The following is a 22,697-nucleotide window of genomic DNA, read 5'->3' as shown; positions in this document are numbered from 1 at the left end:
GTGAAGGTTGCCGCTTCGGACGCGTAGTTTTGTCGATCGGGGTCCGGCGCAGGGTCGGCAACACGCGTCCCCAGTAGGAGCAGACTTGGCACGGAAGATCGGCAGCCGGTACACCGCCAACCAGATCCTGGGGCGGGGAAGCGCCGGCACGGTGTGGCTGGGCGAGGGGCCTGACGGGCCCGTCGCCATGAAGCTGCTGCGGGAGGACCTCGCGTCCGACCAGGAGCTCGTGGGCCGCTTCGTCCAGGAGCGCACGGCGCTGCTGGGGCTGGACCATCCGCACGTCGTGTCCGTACGGGACCTGGTGGTCGACGGCAACGACCTGGCCCTCGTCATGGACCTGGTCCGCGGCACGGATCTGCGCACCCGTCTGGACCGGGAGCGGCGCCTCGCGCCCGAGGCGGCGGTCGCGATCGTGGCCGACGTGGCGGAGGGGCTGGCGGCGGCGCACGCGGCCGGCATCGTTCACCGGGACGTGAAGCCGGAGAACATCCTGCTCGACATGCAGGGGCCGCTGGGCCCCGGCGGGGCGCACCCGGCATTGCTGACGGACTTCGGCGTGGCGAAGCTGATCGACTCGCCGAGGCGGAGCAAGGCCACGAAGATCATCGGCACCCCGGACTATCTGGCGCCGGAGATTGTGGAGGGCCTGCCGCCGAGGGCGGCGGTGGACATCTACGCGCTGGCCACGGTGCTGTACGAGCTCCTCGCGGGCTTCACGCCGTTCGGCGGCGGCCACCCGGGCGCGGTCCTGCGCCGCCATGTCACGGAGACGGTCGTCCCCCTGCCCGGCATCCCGGACGAGCTGTGGCAGCTGATGGTGCAGTGCCTGGCGAAGGCGCCGGCGTCACGACTGCGGGCGTCGGAGCTGGCGGCGCGGCTGCGGGAGCAGCTGCCGCTGCTGGCGGGGATGCCGCCGCTGGACGTGGACGAACCGGACGCGGAGCCGGTCGAGGAGCCGTACGAGGCGCCCGGGGAGCCGGCGGTGGCACGGGCGCGGCGAGGAGCGGTGCCCCTGGTGCCGGGGGCGAAGCCGGACTCGAACCGGGACACGCATACCTCGATGCGGGTGCCGGGCCCGGACGAGCTGGCGGGCGGCGCCCGCGGCACGGCCCGTGCGCCCCGTACCCCGGGCGCCCCCCGCCCGGGCTCGGCCCGCCACCGCGCGGCGGCCCGGCGCCGCCGGATCACCCTGGGCGTGGCGGCGGCGGTACTGGCGGCGGCGATCGGCGTGGGCGCGTGGTGGGCAACCTCGGGGGACGACACCGGGGCTCCACCCCCGACCTCGGGAAACTCGGCTCCGGCGTCGCCCTAGGCCCGGGGCCGGAGGGGCTGGGGTGTGGCGTCGGCTGCGTTCGGGCGCCGGTCGCTGCCCCGGTGTCCTCGCCCCCGCCGCCCCTACCCTTCCCGTCCTCCAGGGCTCCGCCCCTTCAACCCCACCAGGGGCTCCGCCTCAGGAACCCCGGGCGCGGACTGCGTCCCCTGCACTCCTCGCGGGACCCTTACGGGGCTCCGCCCCTGGATCCCCGCTGGGGCTTTGCCCCAGACCCCGTTCGGGGGCCGGCCCCCGAACCCCCGCTCCTCAAACGCCGGAGGGGCTGAATTTCCGGGGCTGATGTGTCAGCGCCGGTCGGCACACCCAGCCCGTCCGGGGGTCCCCCTGCTCGAAGAGCCTGGGGGAGTTTGAGGACGAGGCCGTAGGCCGACAGCGGGGGTCTGGGGCGCAGCCCCCAGGGGCGGGCCCCGGCTCCCGGTGCCTCGGTAACCGCGCGGTCACCCGGCATGGCGCGCTTGGCGGAGCCGTTACGCTGGATGCGTGGCAGTCGTCGATGTATCCGAAGAGCTCAAGTCCCTCTCCTCGACCATGGAGTCGATCGAGGCCGTTCTGGACCTCGACAAGATGAGGGCAGACATCGCCGTGCTCGAGGAGCAGGCGGCCGCGCCGTCCCTCTGGGACAACCCGGACGAGGCGCAGAAAATCACCAGCAGGCTCTCCCACCTCCAGGCCGAGGTGCGGAAGGCCGAGGCCCTGCGCGGCCGGATCGACGACCTCGGTGTGCTCTTCGAGCTCGCCGAGGCCGAGGACGACCCGGACACCCGCACCGAGGCCGAGGCCGAGCTCGTCGCGGTCAAGAAGGCGCTGGACGAGATGGAGGTGCGGACGCTCCTCAGCGGCGAGTACGACGCCCGCGAGGCGCTCGTCAACATCCGCGCCGAGGCCGGCGGCGTCGACGCGGCCGACTTCGCCGAGAAGCTCCAGCGCATGTACCTGCGCTGGGCCGAGCGGCACGGCTACAAGACGGAGGTCTACGAGACGTCGTACGCCGAAGAGGCGGGCATCAAGTCCACGACCCTCGCCGTCCAGGCGCCGTACGCCTACGGCACCCTCTCCGTCGAGCAGGGCACCCACCGGCTCGTCCGCATCTCGCCCTACGACAACCAGGGGCGTCGCCAGACCTCCTTCGCCGGCGTCGAGGTCCTCCCCGTCGTGGAGCAGTCCGACCACGTCGAGATCGACGAGTCCGAGATCCGGGTCGACGTCTTCCGTTCCTCCGGGCCCGGCGGCCAGGGCGTGAACACGACGGACTCCGCGGTCCGCATCACGCACCTGCCCACCGGCATCGTCGTCACCTGCCAGAACGAGCGGTCCCAGATCCAGAACCGGGCCACCGCCATGAACGTCCTGCAGGCCAAGCTCCTGGAGCGGCGCCGCCAGGAGGAGCAGGCCAAGATGGACGCCCTCAAGGGCGACGGCGGCAACTCCTGGGGCAACCAGATGCGTTCGTACGTCCTGCACCCGTACCAGATGGTCAAGGACCTGCGCACCGAGCACGAGGTCGGCAACCCCGAGGCCGTCTTCAACGGCGAGATCGACGGCTTCATCGAAGCCGGAATTCGCTGGCGCAAGCAGCAGGAGAAGTAAACCGGCCGCGCTCGGCCCGACGCCGCCGGAAAAACCGGCCGCGAAAACAGCGTTTTGTCGACAAGGCAACTGCATCTCGTCCAGGGGCAGTTGCCTTGTCCGTCTCCGGATGTCTGGGTTTTACATCACTCTCACAGTCCGGCTTCTCCCGTAAAAGGCTCGTTGTTGGACATCGCGCCCGCAACGACCTTGACGTTGCTGTGAAAACTCGGAAGGGTAAAGCGCGGCATGCGTATCTCTGGGGCGCATGTGAACCGGGGGGCTCGCTCAAAAGCACAGCCGTCCCCGAGGTGCCGTCGCCCCGGACGCTGCTCCAATGACGATCAGCTACTGGGGGTAGCAGCCTGATGACCAAGAAGACGCGGATCCGGGTGGCGCGGATAGCAGCCGGTGCGGTGATCGCCGCCGGTGCGTCGCTGACCGCCGCGGGTGCCGCCTCGGCGCTCGACATCAAGATCGGCGCGAGCGTCGACCAGACGGGTATCGGTGCCGGCCTGAGCGTCAACGACGCCCCGACCGACGGGACCACCGGTATCCCGACCGCCCCGGCGACCACCACCCCGGCGACCCCGCCCACCGACCCGGGGACCCCGCCCACCACCATCCCGGCGACCCCGCCCACCATCCCGGGCGAGCCGACCGACCCGCAGCAGCCCACCGGGAACCCGACCGAGCCCACGGAGGCACCTCCCTCCACCGGGAACGGCCACGGCGGCGGCAACGGAAACGGCAGCGGGAACGGCCACGGCAACGACGGTGGCGGCAACAACACCAACCCCGACGGCGGCGGCAACAGCCCCGTCGAGCAGGGCAAGGGCTCCTCGGTCCTGACCGACACGGGCTCCGACAGCGGCACCACCGACACCTCCGCCCAGGGCAGCGGCAAGCAGCTGGCCGAGACGGGTGCCGGCCAGACCGCGTTCCTGCTGGTCGGCGCCGCCACGATGATCGCCGGCGGTATCGGGTTCCGTGTGATGCCGCGCCTGATCAACGGCCGCGGCGGGGCCGCCGCCTGAGCGAGAGGCGCACAGCCTCACCCGCAGGCGTGAGACCGACGTGAGAAGGGCCCGGGGCGGCATCGCCCCGGGCCCTTCCCGTACACCCGTCTCTTCCCCGCTCCGCTACGCCGTCTGGTGCGCCAGCAGCGCCACCGCCGCGATCAGCACGGCCACCAGGGCGATCAGCGCCGCCGGTGTCAGCCCTGACCAGGGGTTCTCCTGCTGAAGGCGCTCCCGGCTGGCGCGGCACACGGGACAGCGGCCCTCGCTCACGGGCGCCGCGCAGTTCGCGCACACCAATCGGTCGTACGTCATGCGCCTCGCCCTCCTCGTGCCGCTTACACGTACACAACGTCTCCGGGAACGCAACAGTTCCCACTCCACTGTGCCAGGTTCCGCGAGCCGCTGCGCGGGCTCCGCCAGTCCCGCGGCCGTGGAGGGCGTCACAGCGCGCCTCCGTACCCCGTGGGGCTATGACAAAACGTGCAACTCTCCCGTAACGATGACCGGCGACTGCGCTCCTGCACCCGGTTCGCGTATGGTCACGCTCACATACCCCCAACGGCCCGTGGTGCATCCGTGATCCGATTCGACAACGTCTCCAAGGTCTACCCCAAGCAGACCCGCCCCGCACTCAGGGATGTCTCCCTGGAGGTGGAGAAGGGCGAGTTCGTCTTCCTCGTGGGGTCCTCCGGCTCCGGAAAGTCCACCTTCCTGCGGCTGATCCTCCGCGAGGAGCGGTGCAGCACCGGGCAGGTGCACGTCCTGGGCAAGGACCTCGCCCGCCTCTCCAACTGGAAGGTGCCGCAGATGCGCCGCCAGCTGGGGACGGTCTTCCAGGACTTCCGGCTCCTGCCCAACAAGACGGTCGCCGAGAACGTGGCCTTCGCGCAGGAGGTCATCGGCAAGTCGCGCGGCGAGATCCGCAAGTCCGTGCCCCAGGTGCTCGACCTCGTCGGGCTCGGCGGCAAGGAGGACCGGATGCCCGGCGAGCTCTCCGGCGGTGAGCAGCAGCGCGTGGCCATCGCGCGGGCCTTCGTCAACCGGCCCAAGCTGCTGATCGCCGACGAGCCCACCGGCAACCTCGACCCGCAGACCTCCGTCGGCATCATGAAGCTGCTCGACCGGATCAACCGGACGGGCACGACCGTGGTGATGGCGACCCACGACCAGAACATCGTGGACCAGATGCGCAAGCGCGTCATCGAGCTGGAGAAGGGCCGCCTCGTCCGCGACCAGGCGCGCGGCGTCTACGGCTACCAGCACTGAGTTCCACGGAAAGGCTTGAGCAGACGCCATGCGCGCGCAGTTCGTTCTGTCGGAGATCGGTGTCGGTCTCCGCCGCAATCTGACGATGACCTTCGCGGTGATCGTCTCGGTGGCCCTCTCCCTGGCGCTGTTCGGCGGGTCGCTGCTGATGAGCGATCAGGTCAACCAGATGAAGGGCTACTGGTACGACAAGGTCAACGTCTCGATCTTCCTCTGCAACAAGAGCGACGCGGAGTCCGACCCCAACTGCTCCAAGGGCGCGGTCACCCAGGAGCAGAAGGACCAGATCCTCTCCGACCTGAAGAAGATGTCGGTCGTCGAGAAGGTCACCTACGAGTCCCAGGACGAGGCCTACAAGCACTACAAGGAGCAGTTCGGCGACTCCCCGCTGGCCAGTTCGCTCACCCCCGACCAGATGCAGGAGTCGTACCGCATCAAGCTGAAGAACCCGGAGCAGTACCAGGTCATCGCGTCCGCCTTCAACGGCCGCGACGGCGTGCAGTCGGTGCAGGACCAGAAGGGCATCCTGGACAACCTCTTCGGTCTGCTCAACGGCATGAACTGGGCCGCGCGCGCGGTCATGGCGATGATGCTGGTCGTCGCGCTGATGCTGATCGTCAACACGGTGCGGGTCTCGGCCTTCAGCCGTCGTCGTGAGACCGGCATCATGCGTCTGGTCGGCGCCTCCGGCTTCTACATCCAGGCGCCGTTCATCATGGAGGCCGCGGTCGCCGGGCTCATCGGCGGCACGGTCGCCTGCGGGTTCCTGCTGATCGCGCGGTACTTCATCATCGACCACGGCCTCGACCTGTCCCACAAGCTCAACCTGATCAACTTCATCGGCTGGGACGCCGTACTGACCAAGCTGCCGCTGATACTCGCCACGAGCCTGCTGATGCCCGCGCTGGCCGCGTTCTTCGCGTTGCGCAAGTACCTGAAGGTGTGACGCATGCCAATGGGGGCGTACGGGCAACCGCCCGTACGCCCCCTTGCGTTGTCCTAGACTCACCGGCATGTCAGGCCGTGACCTGTTCTGTCAGCCCCGTCGCATCCGCCACGGGGCGGCCCTGACGTTGGTCTTCGCGAGCGTCCTCGTCGCCGGTGCCGCGACCGGCTCGTTCGGCGGAAGCGACGCGAAACAGCCCTCCACGGAGTCGGTGGTGCCGGCCGGCCACGACGACGTCACCGAGGCCGCCGAGCGGGCGATGGCCGACGGCAAGTCCCCGATGGAGGCCGCCGAGCGCGCGGTCAGCCGCAGCGGCGACCGGTGGAGCGCCGTCTACTCCCAGGGCGAGTACGAGGAGTTGGAGGAGGCCCTCGACGGCCAGTACACCGGCGTGGGGCTGTCGGCCCGGCGGGAGAGCGACGGGCGGATCGAGGTGACCCGGGTGCAGCCCGGCTCGCCCGCGGCCCGCGCCGGGATCCGCAAGGGCGACCTGCTGCGCGGCGTCGACGGCGAGGACGTCACCGGCAGGCCCGTCACCGAGGTCGTCTCCCTGCTGCGCGGCGACGCCGACGACGCGGGGGCCGGCTCCCGTGTGCGGCTCCGACTGCAGCGCGGCACGCACACCTGGAGCGAGGTGCTGAGCCGGGCCCGGCTGTCCACGGACTCGGTGACCGTGCGCCGGCTCGCCCGGGGCATCACCCTGATCAAGGTCACCGCGTTCACCAAGGGCTCCGGGGACCGCGTACGGGACGCCGTCGACCGGGCGCCCAAGGGCGGCGGGATCGTGCTCGACCTGCGCGGCAACTCCGGGGGATTCGTCGCCGAGGCCGTCACCGCCGCGTCCGCCTTCCTCGACGGCGGGCTGGTGGGCACCTACGACGTCGACGGCGACCAGCGCGTCCTGCACGCCGAGCCCGGCGGCGACGCCGCCAGACCTCTGGTCGCGCTCGTCGACGGCGGCACCATGAGCGCGGCCGAACTGCTCACCGGCGCCCTCCAGGACCGCGGCCGGGCGGTGGTGGTGGGCACCCGCACCTTCGGCAAGGGCTCCATCCAGATGCCGAGCCGCCTCCCGGACGGCTCCGTCGCCGAGCTGACCGTCGGCCACTACCGCACCCCCGCGGGCCGCAGCGTGGACGGCCGCGGCATCACCCCCGACCTGGAGGCCGACGACGGGGCGCTCCAGCGGGCCGAGACGGTGCTCGGAGGCCTGGGCGACGCCTCGTAGCGACGCGCCCCGACGCCACGTAATCGACTTCCCCGCACACCCCCCTGTAGTGCGAAAATGGTCGGCACTATGGCTAAGGAAAAAGGGCGCAAGCTGATCGCGCAGAACAAGAAGGCGCGGCACGACTACCACATCCTCGACACCTACGAGGCCGGTCTCGTCCTCATGGGCACCGAGGTGAAGTCGCTGCGCCAGGGGCGGGCGTCGCTGGTCGACGGCTTCGTGCAGCTCGACGGGCACGAGGCGTGGCTGTACAACGTGCACGTGCCGGAGTACAGCCAGGGCACCTGGACCAACCACAGCGCCCGCCGCAAGCGGAAGCTGCTGCTGCACCGCGACGAGATCGACAAGCTGGAGTCCAAGGCGCAGGAGACGGGGCACACGATCGTGCCCCTGTCCCTGTACTTCAAGGACGGCCGCGCCAAGATCGAGATCGCGCTGGCGAAGGGCAAGAAGGAGTACGACAAGCGGCAGACGCTCCGCGAGAAGCAGGACCGCCGCGAGGCCGAGCGGGCGATCTCCGCGGTGCGTCGCCGGCAGCGGGCGTGAGCGGGAAGAGGGGCGTGAGCGGGAAGAGGGGCGTGAGCGAGGACACCGGTGTGGGCCGGGAACAACCGGGCACCCGGTGGTGTTGAACCCGGTACCACGGCGGGGTGACCGCCGGGAATACGCTGGCGGCGGGATGCGTTGATCCCGTACGATGGCAACCGCACCGCGTAGCCGGTGCGAGTCCCTCTCCGCGAGGGGCGCTGATTGAAAAATCAACATGGGGATGATCGGTTTCGACAGCGGCTGTCGAAGCAGGGGAAGCGTGTCGAGGAAGCGGCCATGATCTCGTAAACCACAGGCCGAAAAAAATAATCGCCAATTCCAAGAGCGATCTCTCCCAGGGCCAGCTGGCCCTCGCTGCCTGATCTAGGTAGCGAGCTGCAGCTGCCCTACTAAAGGGAGTGTCAGCCCGGGGGTGTTCCCGACCCGGATCCTGGCATCAGCTAGGGAACTAAACCTTGATCCCGGTCACGGGGTGAAGAGGGAAATCACACAGTGACTGGGCCCGTCGGAGACTTGTCCGCGTGATCTCCGGGGCCGAGAAAAGCACAGCGGACTGCACACGGAGAAGCCCTGATTCTTCACCGTTGGACGCGGGTTCGATTCCCGCCATCTCCACGATCGGGAGGCCTGTCGGCTTCCTGAACCCCATGTGGGCAAGGCCCCGTCGCTTTCGAGCGGCGGGGCCTTTGCCGTGGGAGGACAGGGGAGGCGCGTTCCGGCCAACTTCGGGCGGTGCCGGGAGCCCTGCCGCGCCCGCGATCTTCACAGGTGGCACACAGGTTCTGCGCCGTTTCACCACGCTCGGCCGAGTGGTCGGCTTTTGGTCGTGCCTCGCGCGGGATCTTGTCCTCGTCCGTCTTGGCATGTCTATGGTGACCGTCGCGTCTCCGCGGACCTGACCCCTCCGCCGGCGCGCACTTGGGGGACAGGATCGTGCGACCTTATGGGCGTGAGATTCCCGGAACCGCCGTCGTGGAAGCACTGGAGCAGGTCGTCTCCCGGGTCGACTCAGAGACATGAGGTTTGTACAGGGCCGGGCGCCCGCCCGCACACAGGCAGTGCGCTTGTTGTGGTGTCCCGTCCTATATCGGTGGGGGGCGTCTGTTCCTACGGTCCCCGGCATGACGCATACCAGAGCCGCACGTCGCTTCTTCGTCCTGGCGAGTCTCCTGGTCGCTCTTCTCGCCGCCTTCCTCACACCCGGCACAGCCGCGGCGGCCTCCCTCCAGGAAGTCACCGGGTTCGGCAGCAACCCCGGTGCGCTGCGCATGTTCCGGTACGTCCCCGGTGGGCTTCCCGCCGGGCGGCCCGTCGTCGTCGCGTTGCACGGGTGCACCCAGGACGCCGCCGGGTACGGCACCGGAAGCGGGTGGATCCAGCTCGCCGACCGGTGGGGGTTCTCCGTGGTCCTGCCGCAGCAGCAGAGCAGCAACAACCCCTCGAACTGCTTCGACTGGTTCCAGAGCGGTGACATCGAGCGCGGCCAGGGCGAGGCCGCGTCGATCGCGCAGATGGTCGACCGGCAGCTAGCCGACGTTTCCGGTGACCCCGCGCGCGTGTACGTCACCGGGCTCTCGGCGGGAGGCGGCATGACCGCCGTGATGATGGCGACCTACCCGGAGAAGTTCGCCGCGGGCGGGGTCGTCGCCGGGTTGCCGTACGGCTGTGCGCAGGCCGCCGGGTCGCCGTACGTGTGCATGTACGTCGGGGCCACCCAGACCCCCAAGCAGTGGGGCGACCGGGTGCGGGCCGCCCGCCCGGGGTACGGCGGGCCCTGGCCGACGCTCACGGTCTTCCAGGGGACGGCCGACTACACCGTCAAGCCCGTCAACATGACCGATCTGATGAGGCAGTGGACCGATGTGCAGGGCGCCGACCAGACGGCTGATGTCAGCGACACCGTCGCCGGATACCCGCACCAGGTCTTCCGGGACCCGGCCGGGAACGCCGTCGTGGAGACGTACAGCATCACCGGCATGGGGCACGGCCAACCCGTCGACCCCGGGACCGGGAGCGAGCAGTGCGGGGCGGCCGGCTCCTACTTCCTCGACGTGAACCTGTGCGCCGCCTACCGGCTCGGACGGGCCTGGGGGCTCGGCTGAGCCGGTGCGAGACCCTGTCGGTCCAGCTCGCGGACGATGCGGGTCAGGTCTGCGGGGGCCGCCGCGAGGCGGACCGGCCTGCCCGCGTCGTCGAGTTCGGCGATGTGCCAGCTGCTCGGGACGGTGTCGCCGTCGTCGCCCCGGGCGCGCCGCACGTTCTTCACGGTGAGTCGTTCGACGGGAGCTCGAACCAGACGGTCTTGCCGATGCCACCGGAGCGGGGTTCTGCGCCCCAGGCGTCCGCCAGTGACGCCACCAGGGTCAGACCCCGGCCGGACTCGTCGTCCGGTGACGCGTCGCGCGGGCTGGGCAGCGTGTCGTTCGCGTCCGTCACCGAGATGTGGAGGCGGTCTGCCTTCAGGACGCAGCGGGCCCGGATCTCGCGGCCCGCGGGGACCTTCGCGTGGCGGTACGCGTTCGTCATCAGCTCGCTGAGCAGGAGTACGGCCGTTTCCGTCACCTCGTCGGGGAGCTTCCAGGAGGCGGCCTGTTCGCGGAGGAGGGTACGGGCCCGGCTCACGCTGCGGGCGTGGCGGGGGAGGCGCCACTCGATGTCCTTCGGGACTGCGGAGGGGGAGTCAGGCATGCGGCGGGTGGTTCTTTGCGTGTGATTCTCCGTCATTTGGTGAGGCCAGGCTGGTGGTTGGCGCGTAGCCTCCGGGAGTGGCGGAGTGGGTACACAGCGTGGCTGTACACGGTGTGTCGGCGGGAGACCTGGGGGGTGTCGTGGCTTCGGGGGAGTCGCAGCAAGCGCAGCAGAACTGGCGGTACTGCGGTGTGCAGGTCAAGTTGTGGCGGGAGGAGGCCCGGGTCAGCCGCCAGGCCCTCGCCGAGGAGGCCGGCTACGACTACGAGTACGTCAAGTCGATGGAGTGCGGGAGGCGGCGGCCGACGCTGCGGTTGTTGCAGGTTGCGGATCAGATGTGCGGGGCGCGGGGGAAGCTGGTGGCCGCGCACGAGTTCCTGAAGCCGGAGAGGTTCCTCTCGTACGCCGAGGATTACGTGCGGTACGAGTCCGAGGCGATCTCGTTGGGCTCGTATCAGCCCTTGCACATCCCTGGCCTGCTCCAAACCGAGGAGACCGTCAGGGCGTTGCTCAACGCATACCTGCCTCCGCTTGACGACGAGACGATCGAGGAACGAGTCGCCGGCCGACTGGAACGGCAGGCGCTGCTGGACAGGCGAACCAGGGCGTTCAGCTTCGTGATCGGTGAGGCCGCGCTGCGCAACCCGGTTGGAGGCCCCGAACCGCACAGGCGGCAACTACTCCGCCTGGTTGAGGCTGGAGAAGCGCGCAACGTGACAATCCAGGCACTACCGTTCGTCGGCGCCGGACCGGGTGTGGACGGCCCCTTTGTGTTACTGGAAACCGCCGAACACGAGCTGCTGGTCTACGAAGAAGGGCATGAGACAGGGAGGCTCTACGCAGACCCCGATAAGGTCAGCGCCATCGTTCAGCGGCATGCCATGATCCTTCGGCAGGCTCTCAGCCCTGAGGAGTCGGCCCGGTTCATCTCGAAGTTGGCGGAGGAGCTGTGAGCACTGAGTTGATCTGGTTCAAGTCCAGCTACAGCAACAGTGGCGGCGGCGAGTGCCTCGAAGTCGCCCACGCCTACCGCGAATCGAGCCGTGCTGTCCACGTCCGCGACTCGAAGCTCGGAGCTCGAAGCTCCCGCTTCGCCGTGCCCGCCGACGCCTGGAACGCGTTCCTCGCCTACGCCTCCCGCGAGGCCTGAGCCCCGGGCTTCGGGCGTCGAGGTCCGAGCCCCTTTTCCAAGGAATGGGCGGTAAGGCTCACCCACCCACCCGCCCATACCAGGCCGTGTCACTTTTCGTGAGCAGCTTGCGACTCGCCGTCGCGACCCTCTAGCGTGCGCAACAACAAACAACCCCGGCCGGGTGCTACCAACACCCGCCGGGGTCTCACCCCAAGATCGGTAAGGACGATCTCGTGGCTTACGAAAACTCTAGCGCTGCCCTGCCCGCGCCCGCAGCGCATCCCATGGCCAAGCCCGGCTACGGCAAGCGGTCCGCGCCCGACCAGTTGCCGTCCCGAGCCGGGGACTTCGAGCATCTCCCGGCCCGCGAGGCGTACATCGCGAGACTCCTCGACCGGCTCCCCGAGAACGCGGCCATGGACGCCAAGACCATCGCCAAGTTCCAGCCCCTCTACGGGCAACAGGCCGTCCGATCCACGCTCAACGAGCTCAGCAAGGCCGGACATCTGCGTCGCGTGCGCCGTCGTGTCGACCTCGGTGGCGAAGGTGGTACCGCCACCGGCACCCGCTGGGTCTTCCACACCTACTGGTCGCGCACCGCACGTGACGACGATTGGTGGGTCCGGTTCCTCGACGGTGACACGGCGCCCCAGGGGACCTCGGAACCCGGGGTCACCCCCACTGCAACACTCCAGCCGAAACTGTCGCACCCGCAGGCGGTGGGCCGGCCCTCCGCCGCCCACGCCGCTCTCGCCGGACTCGGTCTCCGCGACCCCCGCCTCGCCCTTTCCTCCGGCGACTGCTCCCAGCTGGAACAGCTGGCCGAGGACTGGCTGGCCCGCGGCACGACTCCGGAGTACCTCACGCAGGCCCTCCTCGCCGACCTGCCCGAGCAGGTGTATTCGCCCCGGGCGTTCGTCCGGCGCAGACTGATCGACAAGATGCCGCCCGAGCGCCCCACCCCGCCCTCCCGCGCGCCCCGCATCCTTATGGAGTGCACCGACTGCGGTGTCCCCGGCCGCCCGGAGGCCCTGCTCGGCGGTCTCTGCCGCGCCTGCCGTGGCGGGGACCGCAGTGCGCGTCCAGGCTCCACCCGAATGCGGCACGCGACGGTGCGCGCCCGGGTCGCTCAGGTACGCGACTCGATCCGCATGCCACAGCGGATGTGAAGTCATCGCGAAACCGTCATATATCGCACATGTCTGCTAAGTGTGAACTGGCTGGCATATGACGGGAGTTATGGCGATACGATCAGCGGGCGCACTGAACGCGCCCTCCTTCCAAGGACGTTCCGGGCCCCACACCTTCGGGGCCCGGCCCGAGCCTGAAGGCGGCAGTCACCGGGATCTTGGCTGCCTCGTCTGGAAGGAGGGCGCCGATGGGGCGCCACCGGAAGGAAAAGCCGAAGAAGAAGCCTCTGCGCAAACGGATCGCCGCGGTGATCCGGGAGTTCTGGAGGTGGCTCAACGGTCGGTGACCGGCAGTCCTCACACCAGCTGAGGGCTCCCGGTCATCATTCCGACCGATGAAAGGGGTCCCCGCTTGATGCCGGTCCGGGCGGGTGCCTCCCCACCATGGAACCACACCGGGCGCCCCAGCGGCACGGCAAGCGGGAGGAACGGTTGAACGCGTCCGCACTGCTCCTCGGTACTCTGGCCTACCTCGCACTCGGCATGGCCCTCCTCACCGGGATCGGCTGTACTCCCGGCGACATCCTCGGAGACGGTGACGAGGACGCCGACGACATCGACTGCAATCGCCACGTCCTCGTCGGCCTGGCGATCCTGTGGGTCGCCCTGCTCGTCCTGTGGCCCCTGGCCGCTGTCGCGGGCGGCCTGATCGCCTTCGGCAACGCCGCCCGTCATATGCACTGGTTCGTGCACCGGCTCCTGTACCACCCCTGGATGGACTGCACCGACGACGACGGCTGGTACGGCTCCGACATCTGCGGACGCCGCCCTCTCGCCTGGGTCATCCGCCGCTGACCCCGCTCGTGGATATCCTGTTGTCGGCCCAGGAGCCAGGCCATACGGTCAGCGGCATGACCTTACGCCTTCGCATGCGACAAGCCCTCCCGGAAGCGATGCGCGCCCGCGACAAAGTCGCGGTGAGCGCCCTGCGCGCCACGCTCGCCGCATTGGACAATGCCGAGGCGGTGCCGGTGGGCGAAGCCGAGCTGCGCGGCACAGCCCTTGAGGAGTCGCCGGTCGGTGTCGGCGTCGCGGAGGCACAGCGTCGTGAGCTGAGCGAGCGAAGCGTGGCGGACATCGTGCGGGCCGAGGCAACTGAGCGACTCGAGGCCGCGGACCAGTTGACCGCTCCTGGGCATGCCGACCGGGCCGCGCAGCTGAGAGCGGAGGCCGCTGTGCTGCTTCGGTTCCTCGAGGATCCGGGCGCCGGGTGAACCGGTGCGCCGCGTACCGGCTCGGGTGAGCCGGTACGCGGTCCGATGCGTCAGCGAAGCGTGAACGTCGAAAGCCGAAGCCCCTTGCTCAGGACCAGGTACACGTCCGTACGCCCCTTCGCTCCCGTCAGTGGAGCCGTCACCGTGTCGTACGTGTACGGGGACGAGGTTCCGTCGAAGCGCGCCGTGCCCACCAGCCTGCCCGTGGGCGAGCCCAGCCGGACCTGCAGCGTTCCGGGCGCGCCCGCCAGCCGCGCCGTGATCGCCGACGCGCCCGAACCCAGCCGCGTGTCCGCGAACCTCAGCCACGCCCCTTCCGCCGTGGCCGACACCGCCGTCCCGCTCGCCTTCGACTCGTCGACCAGGCTGATCGCGCTGTAGTCGTCGAAGTTCTCGGCCCGCGTCACCTCCGACAGGTCCCGAGGCGGGATCGTCTCGCCCCGTACCCGCAGCGATGTCCGGGCGCGGATGTCCGTCGACGACGCGCCGACCATCACGTCGTACGTCCCCGTTTCCACGACCCACTTCGAGCGCGTGACGTCCCAGTGCGCAAGGTCCGAATCCGGCAGCCTCAGACGGACCGTCTTCGTCTCGCCCGGCTTCAGCGACACCCGTTCGTACGCCTTCAGCTGCTTCAGCGGCTGCTTGTCGCGGGATTCCCGCTGGTGGACGTACAGCTGGACCACCTCGTCACCGGCCCGGCGGCCCGTGTTGGTGACCTTCACCTCGTAGCCGTCGGAGACCCGCTTCAGCCCGCCGTAGCGGAACGTCGTGTACGACAGCCCGTAGCCGAAGGGGTAGAGCGGCTGCCCCTTGTAGTAGAGGTACGTCCGGTTCGACTTCAGGATGTCGTAGTCCAGGATCGACGGCAGGTCCGACTCCGAGCGGTACCAGGTTAGTCCCTGCTTGGACAGCAGGCCCGCCGTCGCGTTGCCCTTGTTGTACTCCATGATGTCGGGCGCGTCGGAGGAGTTGAGCACCATGGGCGCGGTCTTCTGGATCTGTTCGAAGCCCTTCTCCTCGAACTTCACCTTCACGCCCGGGTGCTTGGCCTCGAACTCCTTGATGGCCTCGTTCCAGGCGGCGCCCATCGCGCTGTCCGGGCCCTCGTAGTGCCACAGTTTCAGCGTCTTGCCGTCGGAAGAGCCGCTGTCCGAGCCACCGCAGGAGGCCAGGAGGAGGGATCCGGAAAGGACCACCGCAGCCGTCGCCACCACACGCCGTCGTGCTGTCAACATCCAGTGCCTCCGGGGGAGTCGGATGGGTGTCGGAGCCATCACACAGGGTTCATTGAATCGTTTCGATGCGTGATGTCGAAGCGCTTCGACGGGGGAAGGTATGGGGGCGTTGTGATCGCGTCAATGGGGGGCGCAGGAATCGGTGCGGATTCCTTCGACCGCCCTGTGCCCGAGGGCGATCGCCAGGGCGAGGCCCGCGGCGGTCGTGGGGAGGGCGAAACCGGCGGTCGGGGACAGGTGTTCCACCGCCCAGCCGCCGATGGCGGAACCGCAGGCCACGCCCCCGAGCAGAGCCGTCACGGCGAGGGTCATGCCCTCGTTCGAACGGCCCTCGGGGGTGCGCTGCTGGACCAGCAGCATCGCCGTGACCATCGTCGGGGCGGTCGCCATGCCCGCGAGCAGCAGGGCGGGCGCGAGGGCGACGAGGGAACCGGTGGTCCGCGCCGCGAGCAGGGGCAGGGTCATGAGGGCCGTCATCGCCGCGAGGCACCACACAAAGCGGCGCTCGGCGGGACCGGTGGGTCGCAGTGCGCCGTAGAGCAGTCCGGCGGCGCACGAACCGGCGGCCTGCAGGGTGAGGACCGGGCCGGCAGCCGCCTTGTGCCCCTGTGCGTCCGCGAACGCCACCGTGACGACCTCCATCGCGCCGAAGACCGCGCCGGTGGCCAGCAGGCCGAGCAGGAGCGGGGGCATACCGGGGGCGCGCAGCGGGGGCCGGGTGCCCGGGCGGCGGCTCGGCGGCGGTTCCGTGGCGCGCCGGCTGGTGAAGATCAGCATGCCGGTGAGCAGCAGGAAGGCGCCTGCCAGGGTGCCGGCCTCCGGGAAGAGCCGGGTGCAGAGGAAGGCGGCGAGCACCGGGCCGAGCAGGTAGCACAGTTCGTCGGCGGCCTGCTCGAAGGAGTTCGCCGTGTGCAGGGCGTCCGGGGCCTCCCGGAACAGATGGGCCCAGCGGGCGCGGGACAGGCCGCCGATGTTGGGGGTGGTGGCGGTGGCCGCCTGGGCGGCGAACAGGGTCCCGCCGGGGGCGTCGTAGTGCACGCACAGGACCAGTGCGAGGCTCCCGAGCAGCGCGAACAGCGTGGCGGGCAGGGCGACCCGGGCCTGGCCGTGGCGGTCGACGAGCCGCGCCACCCAGGGCGCGACCGCGGCCGTGGCCACGAGGCCGGTGGCGGTGACCGCACCGGCGAGGGCGTACGAGCCGCGGGAACCGGCGATCATGATGACCGAGCTCACGCTGAACATTCCGATGGGGAGCCGGGCGATGAGGTTCCCGATCGTGAAGGCGCGGGTGCCGCGGTGGGTGAACAGCCGGCGGTAGGGGTTGCGCGGGGCGGGCGCCCCGCCGGCGGTGCGCGGGGTGAAGTCGACGGCGACGAGGGCGTCCTGGGTGACGGTGAGCAGGAGTGGTCTGCGGGAGGAGGGCTGCGGCATGCAGGGAAGCGTCGCCCGGCCCGTGACCTGGGGTCCAACACTTACTCCGTGGCGATTGACACAACTGAGTTGTAAGTTCGCCGGATGCCCGCCCCCGCTGTCGACCCCCGTCTGCTCCGCGCGTTCCTCGCCGTCGCGGAGGAACTGCACTTCACCCGAGCCGCGACCCGCCTGTACGTCGCCCAGCAGGCGTTGAGCCGGGACATCCGCAGGCTGGAGCGGGAGTTGGGCACCGAGCTGTTCGTCCGTACGACACGGCAGGTCACGCTGACCCCCGAGGGCGAGCGCCTGCTGCCGTACGCGCGCCGGGTGCTGGACGCGCAGGACGAACTCCTCGCCGCCTTCGGGCAGGCACGGCCGCTGCTGGCGGACCTGAACTCCCCGGGGCTGGCCACCGGGCGCCGGGTGCTGCACAGGGCCCGTGCGCTCGTCCCCGATCTGGAGTTGATGGCCCGCTACGAGAGCGGTCTGACTTATGCCGCGGCCGAAGTGCTCGCGGGTCGGCTGGACGCGTCGTTCGGCCGGTTCGCGGGCCTTCCCCCGGCGCTGCGGGCCGGGCTCGACCAGCAGCCCGTGCGGTACGAGCCGATGGCGCTCCTCCTGCCCGAGGACCACCGTCTGGCGTCGCTGGAGGCGGTGCCGCTGTCCGCGCTTGCCGGGGAGACGGTGTACGCGGGCGCCGGGAACCCGCGCACGCCGGAGTGGACCGACCTCGCGCACCGTCTGTTCGACGGGCGGGACATCCGGGTCGCGCCACCGGTCCCGCTGGCCGTCGGGGACGAGGAGTTCCAGCGGATCATGGCGAGGACGGGTCATCCGATTCTCGCGGTGGTGGACTTCCCCGCGCTGCCCGGGACGGTGCGGCGTCCGCTCGTCGATCCCGTACCGCTCTCGCCTGTCTCGCTGGTGTGGCGACAAGGGCTGACGCATCCGGGACTCGATGCGCTTCGACGAGCCTCGGCCGAGGTCGCCGCCGCGGAGGGATGGCTGCGGCGGCCCGTCGATGGATGGATTCCGGCCAAGGACGCGGAGGTCATGCGCGCACGGAATTAGCGCATCGGAACCACGCATCCCCCACATGCGCTACATTCATGGCCCGGGCAAGGACTTGGTAAAGGGGGGGCGCTCGGGCCAGGTGGGGGCCTGGTCCGGTCGACGGGTGCCCGGGGCCGTAGGCGCGCCCGGAACTGTCCCGTGGGGGGATGTGCGCGCGTGGAAAAGTGGCGGGAAGACGCCCAACCGGAATGGCCCGATGCCGCATCGGCGACCCGAGAAGTCCCAGTCGGCGGGCATGACATCCGTTCCTTGACGGAGTTCGGTGGAACGGAGACGCTGCGCGCGGGTGCGGGCCTGCCGGGCGTGGACGCGACCGAGGTCCTGCCGCGAGCCGGTGCGGGTGCGGGCCTGCCGGACCTCACCGGGACGGAGCTCCTTCCGAGGGCCGCGCGGCGCGCGGGACTCCCGGGCGTCACCGAAGCCGAGGCCGTTCTCAGGGCCGGTGCAGGCGCGCGTCCTCCGGACGTCAGCGAGACCGGGTTTCCTCCCAGGGCCGCCGGTCGCGCGGGCCTGCCGGACCCGGCCGGGACGCAGGGCATTCCCGCACAGCGCGGCGGTGCCGCTCGCCGGGGCGCCTGGCACGGCTCGGCCGACACCGAGCACGCCCACGACCCGCACGAGGTGACCGTCCAGCTCGACAGCACCGGTTGGCGGCTCGAGGCCGGACCGCAGTCCGAGCGCGGGGAGCCGGGCGGCCGGGACGGCTCCGAGGGCCCGGTCTTCGTGGACGAGTCCGGACGGCGCGGGCGCCGGCTGCGCCGTATCGGCATCGCCCTCGGTGTCGCCTGCGCCGCCTACGCCGCCGTCATCGTCGCCACCCTGCTGTCGGGCAACTCCGCCGCGCCCTGGCTGCCGGTGCCGAGGGAGCAGGAGGACGTGCCGGCGAGCAAGGTCGACAGCTCGCCGCTGCCCTCACAGTCCGCGCAGCCGTCCGTGTCGGGCAGCCCCGCCCCGGGCGTGACCGCGTCGGCGAGCGACGCCACGACACCGTCGCCGGGCCGGAGCGCCGGCGCGCCCGGTGCCTCCGTGAGCCCGGGACGGCCGGGCACCTCCGCCGATCCCGGACCGTCCGCGACGAGCCCCACCGGGAACCCGGGATCCGGCATGACGCAACCGAGCCTGCGCCCGTCGGTGCCCGTCTCCATCCCGCCGACCGCGAGCCCCTCGGCGGGCGGCGACCCCTCGCCCGAGCCGTCGCCGAGCCCGGACGGCGGCAGCACGGGCACGGGCATGGGCAGCCTCGCCGACGGCCCGAGCACGCCGATGCCGGTGGCCGAGGGTCCGCGCACAGCCACGCCCGTCGCCGAAGACGCCGCCGGGTCCTCCTCCTCGCCCTCCCGTTCCCCGGAGTACGTCCTCTGATGGCATCCCGCACCCGCCGTCCCGGCGCCGCGACCGGCGCCCTCGACGGCGCCCGGCGCCGCCGTGTGCCCCTGCGCCTGCTGCTGCCCACGCTGCTCCTCGTCGCCCTCGTGACGATGCTGATGCTGCGCGGCTTCGTGCACAGCGAGATCCTCGCCGACCACCGCATCCGGCCCGAGGCGGCCACCGGCCACGTCCCGGAGAAGATCCTGGACGGCGGTCCGGTCATCGACACCCGCAGCGGCCGCACCAGCACCATGCGTCTGCCGGACCACCGCCTCGTCCTCACCTTCGACGACGGCCCCGACCCCACTTGGACGCCCAAGGTCCTCGACGTGCTGAAGAAGCACCACGCGCACGCGGTCTTCTTCGTCACCGGCACCATGGCCTCGCGCTACCCGGACCTCGTCGCCCGCATGGTGGCGGAGGGCCACGAGGTCGGCCTGCACACCTTCAACCACCCCGACCTGTCCTACCAGTCGAAGCGCCGCATCGACTGGGAGCTGTCCACGAACCAGCTCGCGATCAGCGGTGCGGCCGGTGTGCGCACCTCCCTCTTCAGGCCGCCGTACTCCTCCTTCGCCGACGCCATGGACGACAAGTCCTGGCCGGTGACCGAGTACATCGGCAGCCGCGGCTACATCACCGTCGTCAACGACACCGACAGCGAGGACTGGCAGAAGCCCGGCGTCGCCGAGATCGTCCGCCGTGCCACCCCGCACGGCGGCAAGGGCGCGATCGTCCTGATGCACGACTCCGGCGGCGACCGCCACCAGACGGTGCAGGCGCTGGACCGGTTCCTGCCCGGACTCCAGGCCGAGGGCTACCGGTTCCAGAACCTCACCGAGGCGCTCGGCGCGCCCAGCGCGCTCACCCCGGTCACCGGCGTCGACGCGTGGAAGGGCAAGGCGTGGATCTCCCTGGTCCAGGCCTCCGAGAAGGTCACCGACATCCTGGTGGTCTGCCTCGCGGTGGTCGGCAGCCTCGTCATCTGCCGCTTTGCGCTGATGCTCCTGCTCTCCGGCCTCCACGCGCGCCGGGTGCGCCGCCGCGGCTTCCGCTGGGGCCCGCCGGTCACCGAAGCGGTGTCGGTGCTGGTGCCCGCGTACAACGAGGCCAAGTGCATCGAGAACACCGTCCGCTCGCTGATGGCGAGCGAGCACCCCATCGAGGTGGTCGTCGTCGACGACGGCTCGACCGACGGCACGGCCCGGATCGTGGAGGCGATGGGCCTGCCCAACGTGCGTGTCGTACGGCAGCTCAACGCGGGCAAGCCGGCCGCCCTCAACCGCGGTGTGGCGAACGCCCGTTACGACCTGGTCGTGATGATGGACGGCGACACGGTCTTCGAACCGGCCACCGTCCGGGAACTGGTCCAGCCCTTCGCCGACCCGCGCGTCGGCGCGGTGGCGGGCAACGCGAAGGTGGGCAACAGGAACTCCCTCATCGGCGCCTGGCAGCACATCGAGTACGTGATGGGCTTCAACCTCGACCGCCGCATGTACGACATCCTGCGCTGCATGCCGACGATCCCCGGCGCGGTCGGGGCGTTCCGCAGGTCCGCGCTGGAACGGGTGGGCGGCATGAGCGACGACACGCTCGCCGAGGACACCGACATCACCATGGCGCTGCACCGCGACGGCTGGCGGGTGGTGTACGCCGAGAACGCCCGCGCCTGGACGGAGGCCCCGGAGACGGTCCAGCAGCTGTGGTCCCAGCGCTACCGCTGGTCGTACGGCACCATGCAGGCGATCTGGAAGCACCGGGGGGCGCTGCTGGAGCGCGGTCCGTCCGGGCGCTTCGGCCGGGTGGGCCTTCCGCTGGTCTCCCTGTTCATGGTGGTGGCCCCGCTGCTGGCCCCGCTCATCGACGTCTTCCTGCTGTACGGCGTGGTGTTCGGCCCGACGCAGAAGACGGTCGTGGCGTGGCTGGGCGTCCTGGCCATCCAGGCCGCCTGCGCGGCGTACGCCTTCCGCCTCGACCGCGAACGCATGACCCACCTGCTCTCGCTGCCCCTGCAGCAGATCCTCTACCGCCAGCTCATGTACGTCGTGCTGCTCCAGTCCTGGATCACGGCGCTCACCGGCGGCCGGTTGCGCTGGCAGAAGCTGCGGCGCACCGGTGTCGTGGAGGCACCGGGCGGCCCCATGCCGCACCCGCGGCCGCACAGTGATCGGAGGCCCGTGGCATGACCCACGGTTACACCACGGGCACGGGCACGGGCGCGGGCCCGGAGCCGACGTCGGCGTACGGGATCCCGAGGCAGCGGGAGGCGGAGAAGAAGAGCTCCGAAGACCGCACACCGGGCCGCGACCGCTACCTGGACCTCCTGCGCTCCCTGGCCCTGGTCCGGGTCGTGGTCTACCACCTCTTCGGCTGGGCCTGGCTGACCGTGCTGTTCCCGTCGATGGGCGTGATGTTCGCGCTGGCGGGCTCGCTCATGGCCCGCTCCCTGAGCCGCCCGGCGCCGAGCGTGATCAGGAGCCGCGTGCGCAGGCTGCTGCCGCCCCTGTGGGCGTTCAGCGCGGTGGTCCTGATGCTGATGTTCGCGGGCGGCTGGAATCCGCTGAAGGACCGGGACCACGGCGGCACCTGGGGCCTGCTCGGCCTGGTCGACTATGTGATCCCGGTCGGCGCCCCGCCCTTCCCCTGGCACCTGGGCGCCAAGTCGGGGCTGCTGGAGGACACCTGGGCGGTGCAGGCGGTGGGGCCGCTGTGGTACCTGCGCGCGTACCTGTGGTTCGTGGTGGCCTCGCCGCTGCTCCTGTGGGCGTTCAGGCGGGCTCCCTGGCCGACGCTGTTGGCGCCGCTGGGCCTGACGGCGGTCGTCGGCACGGGCCTGGTCCCGATCCCCGGCGAGACGGGCAACGCGGTGACGGACTTCGCGGTCTACGGCGGCTGCTGGGTCCTCGGCTTCGCCCATCACGAGGGCCTCCTGGCCCGCGTGCCCCGCTATGTCGCCGTCTCCTGCTCGGCCCTGCTGATGGCGTTCGGCCTGTGGTGGGCGTCGGGCCACCAGGGCCCCGACGGGTGGGACCTGAACGACATCCCGCTGGCCCAGGCGACCTGGTCCTTCGGGTTCGTCGTCATCCTCCTCCAGTACTCCCCGTCCTGGCAGGAACTCCCGGGCCGGCTGCGCCGCTGGGACAAGCTGGTGATCCTCTCCAACAACCGCGCGGTCACCATCTACCTGTGGCACAACATGCTGATCATGGCGACGGTCCCGATCCTGGACCAGCTCTACAAGCTCCCCTTCCTGCAGGCCGACAGCGCGGTGGCGGTGCTGGACGCGACGTACACACTCTGGATGTTCGTGCTGGTCTGGCCGCTGATCGGCCTGGCGATCGTGGCGTTCGGCTGGATCGAGGACAGGGCGGCCAAGCGGAGCCCGAGGCTGTGGCCGAACGGGGCGGGACGGAACGGGACGGCGGGACGCAGGCGGGCCGGGGCCGTGTGAGACCCGGGCAGAA

21 protein-coding genes, 1 other RNA gene and 1 pseudogene are annotated in these 22,697 nt (G+C 70.6%); 18 read left to right on the top strand and 5 right to left on the bottom strand.

Annotated features, from left to right (window positions below; genetic code table 11):
• The first annotated feature begins 85 nt into the window (after window positions 1–85).
• From AB0N14_RS08045 to AB0N14_RS08035, 3 genes are all read left to right on the top strand, one after another.
• Window positions 86–1,315 carry a serine/threonine-protein kinase gene (locus AB0N14_RS08045; RefSeq protein ID WP_366024839.1) on the top strand — a complete coding sequence of 410 codons (1,230 nt, stop codon included), beginning with the start codon at window positions 86–88 and terminating at the stop codon, window positions 1,313–1,315.
• A gap of 501 nt (window positions 1,316–1,816) precedes the next feature.
• On the top strand, window positions 1,817–2,923 hold the full coding sequence (prfB, locus tag AB0N14_RS08040) for a peptide chain release factor 2 (protein ID WP_366024838.1): 1,107 nt from the start codon (window positions 1,817–1,819) through the stop codon (window positions 2,921–2,923).
• A gap of 347 nt (window positions 2,924–3,270) precedes the next feature.
• Window positions 3,271–3,939 (top strand): hypothetical protein, encoded by a 669-nt coding sequence (locus AB0N14_RS08035; protein WP_366024837.1) that lies wholly within the window; start codon window positions 3,271–3,273, stop codon window positions 3,937–3,939.
• A gap of 105 nt (window positions 3,940–4,044) precedes the next feature.
• Here the strand turns inward: AB0N14_RS08035 and AB0N14_RS08030 are convergent, their stop codons facing one another.
• A complete protein-coding gene (locus tag AB0N14_RS08030; RefSeq protein ID WP_200417705.1) occupies window positions 4,045–4,236 on the bottom strand; it encodes a hypothetical protein in 192 nt (63 codons plus the stop codon).
• Window positions 4,237–4,500: 264 nt separating this feature from the next.
• Here AB0N14_RS08030 and ftsE point away from each other — a divergent pair, with 264 nt between their 5' ends.
• The 6 genes from ftsE (at window position 4,501) to AB0N14_RS08000 (ending at window position 10,018) form a co-directional block, all read left to right on the top strand.
• Window positions 4,501–5,190: a cell division ATP-binding protein FtsE gene (gene ftsE / locus AB0N14_RS08025; RefSeq protein WP_103841080.1), complete on the top strand. Its 690-nt coding sequence runs from the start codon at window positions 4,501–4,503 to the stop codon at window positions 5,188–5,190.
• 28 nt (window positions 5,191–5,218) lie between these two features.
• Window positions 5,219–6,136 carry a permease-like cell division protein FtsX gene (ftsX, locus tag AB0N14_RS08020; protein WP_200417704.1) on the top strand — a complete coding sequence of 306 codons (918 nt, stop codon included), beginning with the start codon at window positions 5,219–5,221 and terminating at the stop codon, window positions 6,134–6,136.
• 67 nt (window positions 6,137–6,203) lie between these two features.
• Window positions 6,204–7,364, top strand: a complete 1,161-nt coding sequence (locus AB0N14_RS08015; protein ID WP_366024836.1) for a S41 family peptidase — start codon at window positions 6,204–6,206, stop codon at window positions 7,362–7,364.
• Window positions 7,365–7,433: 69 nt separating this feature from the next.
• Window positions 7,434–7,913: an SsrA-binding protein SmpB gene (gene smpB / locus AB0N14_RS08010; RefSeq protein ID WP_366024835.1), complete on the top strand. Its 480-nt coding sequence runs from the start codon at window positions 7,434–7,436 to the stop codon at window positions 7,911–7,913.
• 219 nt (window positions 7,914–8,132) lie between these two features.
• Window positions 8,133–8,534: a transfer-messenger RNA gene (gene ssrA / locus AB0N14_RS08005) on the top strand.
• A gap of 503 nt (window positions 8,535–9,037) precedes the next feature.
• Window positions 9,038–10,018 carry a PHB depolymerase family esterase gene (locus tag AB0N14_RS08000; RefSeq protein WP_366024834.1) on the top strand — a complete coding sequence of 327 codons (981 nt, stop codon included), beginning with the start codon at window positions 9,038–9,040 and terminating at the stop codon, window positions 10,016–10,018.
• On the opposite strand, the pseudogene AB0N14_RS07995 reads toward AB0N14_RS08000, so the two are convergent.
• Together AB0N14_RS07995 and AB0N14_RS07990 are read right to left on the bottom strand one after the other, a co-directional pair.
• Window positions 9,985–10,206 (bottom strand): annotated as a pseudogene (locus AB0N14_RS07995) (PH domain-containing protein); the annotation flags it as partial. The gene AB0N14_RS08000 and the pseudogene AB0N14_RS07995 overlap by 34 nt on opposite strands.
• On the bottom strand, window positions 10,179–10,604 hold the full coding sequence (locus AB0N14_RS07990; protein ID WP_366024833.1) for an ATP-binding protein: 426 nt from the start codon (window positions 10,602–10,604) through the stop codon (window positions 10,179–10,181). The gene AB0N14_RS07990 and the pseudogene AB0N14_RS07995, both read right to left, overlap by 28 nt.
• Window positions 10,605–10,744: 140 nt before the next feature.
• Here AB0N14_RS07990 and AB0N14_RS07985 point away from each other — a divergent pair, with 140 nt between their 5' ends.
• The 5 genes from AB0N14_RS07985 to AB0N14_RS07965 all read left to right on the top strand — a co-directional run bounded on the left by AB0N14_RS07985 (window position 10,745) and on the right by AB0N14_RS07965 (window position 14,140).
• Window positions 10,745–11,557, top strand: a complete 813-nt coding sequence (locus tag AB0N14_RS07985; RefSeq protein ID WP_366024880.1) for a helix-turn-helix transcriptional regulator — start codon at window positions 10,745–10,747, stop codon at window positions 11,555–11,557.
• Window positions 11,554–11,754: a DUF397 domain-containing protein gene (locus tag AB0N14_RS07980; protein ID WP_366024832.1), complete on the top strand. Its 201-nt coding sequence runs from the start codon at window positions 11,554–11,556 to the stop codon at window positions 11,752–11,754. Before AB0N14_RS07985 ends, AB0N14_RS07980 begins: the two co-directional genes overlap by 4 nt.
• Before the next feature lie 215 nt (window positions 11,755–11,969).
• On the top strand, window positions 11,970–12,905 hold the full coding sequence (locus tag AB0N14_RS07975) for a hypothetical protein (protein ID WP_366024831.1): 936 nt from the start codon (window positions 11,970–11,972) through the stop codon (window positions 12,903–12,905).
• Window positions 12,906–13,310: 405 nt separating this feature from the next.
• Window positions 13,311–13,721 (top strand): hypothetical protein, encoded by a 411-nt coding sequence (locus tag AB0N14_RS07970; protein ID WP_366024830.1) that lies wholly within the window; start codon window positions 13,311–13,313, stop codon window positions 13,719–13,721.
• A 98-nt stretch (window positions 13,722–13,819) separates the two neighbouring features.
• The gene (locus AB0N14_RS07965; RefSeq protein ID WP_366024879.1) at window positions 13,820–14,140 is read left to right on the top strand and encodes a hypothetical protein; all 321 of its coding nucleotides are present in this window, start codon (window positions 13,820–13,822) and stop codon (window positions 14,138–14,140) included.
• A 50-nt stretch (window positions 14,141–14,190) separates the two neighbouring features.
• Here AB0N14_RS07965 and AB0N14_RS07960 read toward each other — a convergent pair whose 3' ends face one another.
• Together AB0N14_RS07960 and AB0N14_RS07955 are read right to left on the bottom strand one after the other, a co-directional pair.
• Window positions 14,191–15,378: an extracellular solute-binding protein gene (locus tag AB0N14_RS07960; protein ID WP_366024829.1), complete on the bottom strand. Its 1,188-nt coding sequence runs from the start codon at window positions 15,376–15,378 to the stop codon at window positions 14,191–14,193.
• 120 nt (window positions 15,379–15,498) lie between these two features.
• Window positions 15,499–16,809 carry an MFS transporter gene (locus AB0N14_RS07955; RefSeq protein WP_366024828.1) on the bottom strand — a complete coding sequence of 437 codons (1,311 nt, stop codon included), beginning with the start codon at window positions 16,807–16,809 and terminating at the stop codon, window positions 15,499–15,501.
• Window positions 16,810–16,893: 84 nt separating this feature from the next.
• Between AB0N14_RS07955 and AB0N14_RS07950 the strand changes: the two genes are divergently transcribed.
• From AB0N14_RS07950 to AB0N14_RS07935, 4 genes are all read left to right on the top strand, one after another.
• Window positions 16,894–17,862 (top strand): LysR family transcriptional regulator, encoded by a 969-nt coding sequence (locus AB0N14_RS07950; protein ID WP_366024827.1) that lies wholly within the window; start codon window positions 16,894–16,896, stop codon window positions 17,860–17,862.
• Between the two features lie 252 nt (window positions 17,863–18,114).
• Complete coding sequence (locus AB0N14_RS07945) at window positions 18,115–19,227, top strand: hypothetical protein (RefSeq protein WP_366024826.1); 1,113 nt, start codon at window positions 18,115–18,117, stop codon at window positions 19,225–19,227.
• On the top strand, window positions 19,227–21,419 hold the full coding sequence (locus AB0N14_RS07940; RefSeq protein ID WP_366024825.1) for a glycosyltransferase: 2,193 nt from the start codon (window positions 19,227–19,229) through the stop codon (window positions 21,417–21,419). The genes AB0N14_RS07945 and AB0N14_RS07940 overlap by 1 nt, the downstream gene beginning before the upstream one ends.
• Window positions 21,416–22,684: an acyltransferase gene (locus AB0N14_RS07935; RefSeq protein ID WP_366024824.1), complete on the top strand. Its 1,269-nt coding sequence runs from the start codon at window positions 21,416–21,418 to the stop codon at window positions 22,682–22,684. Before AB0N14_RS07940 ends, AB0N14_RS07935 begins: the two co-directional genes overlap by 4 nt.
• Window positions 22,685–22,697: the final 13 nt, after the last annotated feature.

Origin of the sequence: Streptomyces sp. NPDC051104, from assembly GCF_040682835.1 — a bacterium.
GTDB lineage: Bacteria > Actinomycetota > Actinomycetes > Streptomycetales > Streptomycetaceae > Streptomyces > Streptomyces cynarae.
Note: the sequence above shows the minus strand (reverse complement) of the source record. Positions and strands in the feature narration are given on the sequence as shown.

Coding starts and splice junctions, on each gene's coding strand:
- AB0N14_RS07940 (WP_366024825.1), top strand. CDS start 19,227: ATGGCATCCCGCACCCGCCGTCCCGGCGCCGCGACCGGCGCCCTCGAC.
- AB0N14_RS07960 (WP_366024829.1), bottom strand. CDS start 15,378: ATGTTGACAGCACGACGGCGTGTGGTGGCGACGGCTGCGGTGGTCCTT.
- AB0N14_RS07950 (WP_366024827.1), top strand. CDS start 16,894: ATGCCCGCCCCCGCTGTCGACCCCCGTCTGCTCCGCGCGTTCCTCGCC.
- AB0N14_RS07970 (WP_366024830.1), top strand. CDS start 13,311: ATGGAACCACACCGGGCGCCCCAGCGGCACGGCAAGCGGGAGGAACGG.
- ftsX (WP_200417704.1), top strand. CDS start 5,219: ATGCGCGCGCAGTTCGTTCTGTCGGAGATCGGTGTCGGTCTCCGCCGC.
- AB0N14_RS07990 (WP_366024833.1), bottom strand. CDS start 10,604: ATGCCTGACTCCCCCTCCGCAGTCCCGAAGGACATCGAGTGGCGCCTC.
- AB0N14_RS07965 (WP_366024879.1), top strand. CDS start 13,820: ATGCGCGCCCGCGACAAAGTCGCGGTGAGCGCCCTGCGCGCCACGCTC.
- AB0N14_RS07935 (WP_366024824.1), top strand. CDS start 21,416: ATGACCCACGGTTACACCACGGGCACGGGCACGGGCGCGGGCCCGGAG.
- smpB (WP_366024835.1), top strand. CDS start 7,434: ATGGCTAAGGAAAAAGGGCGCAAGCTGATCGCGCAGAACAAGAAGGCG.
- AB0N14_RS08030 (WP_200417705.1), bottom strand. CDS start 4,236: ATGACGTACGACCGATTGGTGTGCGCGAACTGCGCGGCGCCCGTGAGC.
- AB0N14_RS08000 (WP_366024834.1), top strand. CDS start 9,038: ATGACGCATACCAGAGCCGCACGTCGCTTCTTCGTCCTGGCGAGTCTC.
- AB0N14_RS08015 (WP_366024836.1), top strand. CDS start 6,204: ATGTCAGGCCGTGACCTGTTCTGTCAGCCCCGTCGCATCCGCCACGGG.
- AB0N14_RS07955 (WP_366024828.1), bottom strand. CDS start 16,809: ATGCCGCAGCCCTCCTCCCGCAGACCACTCCTGCTCACCGTCACCCAG.
- AB0N14_RS08035 (WP_366024837.1), top strand. CDS start 3,271: ATGACCAAGAAGACGCGGATCCGGGTGGCGCGGATAGCAGCCGGTGCG.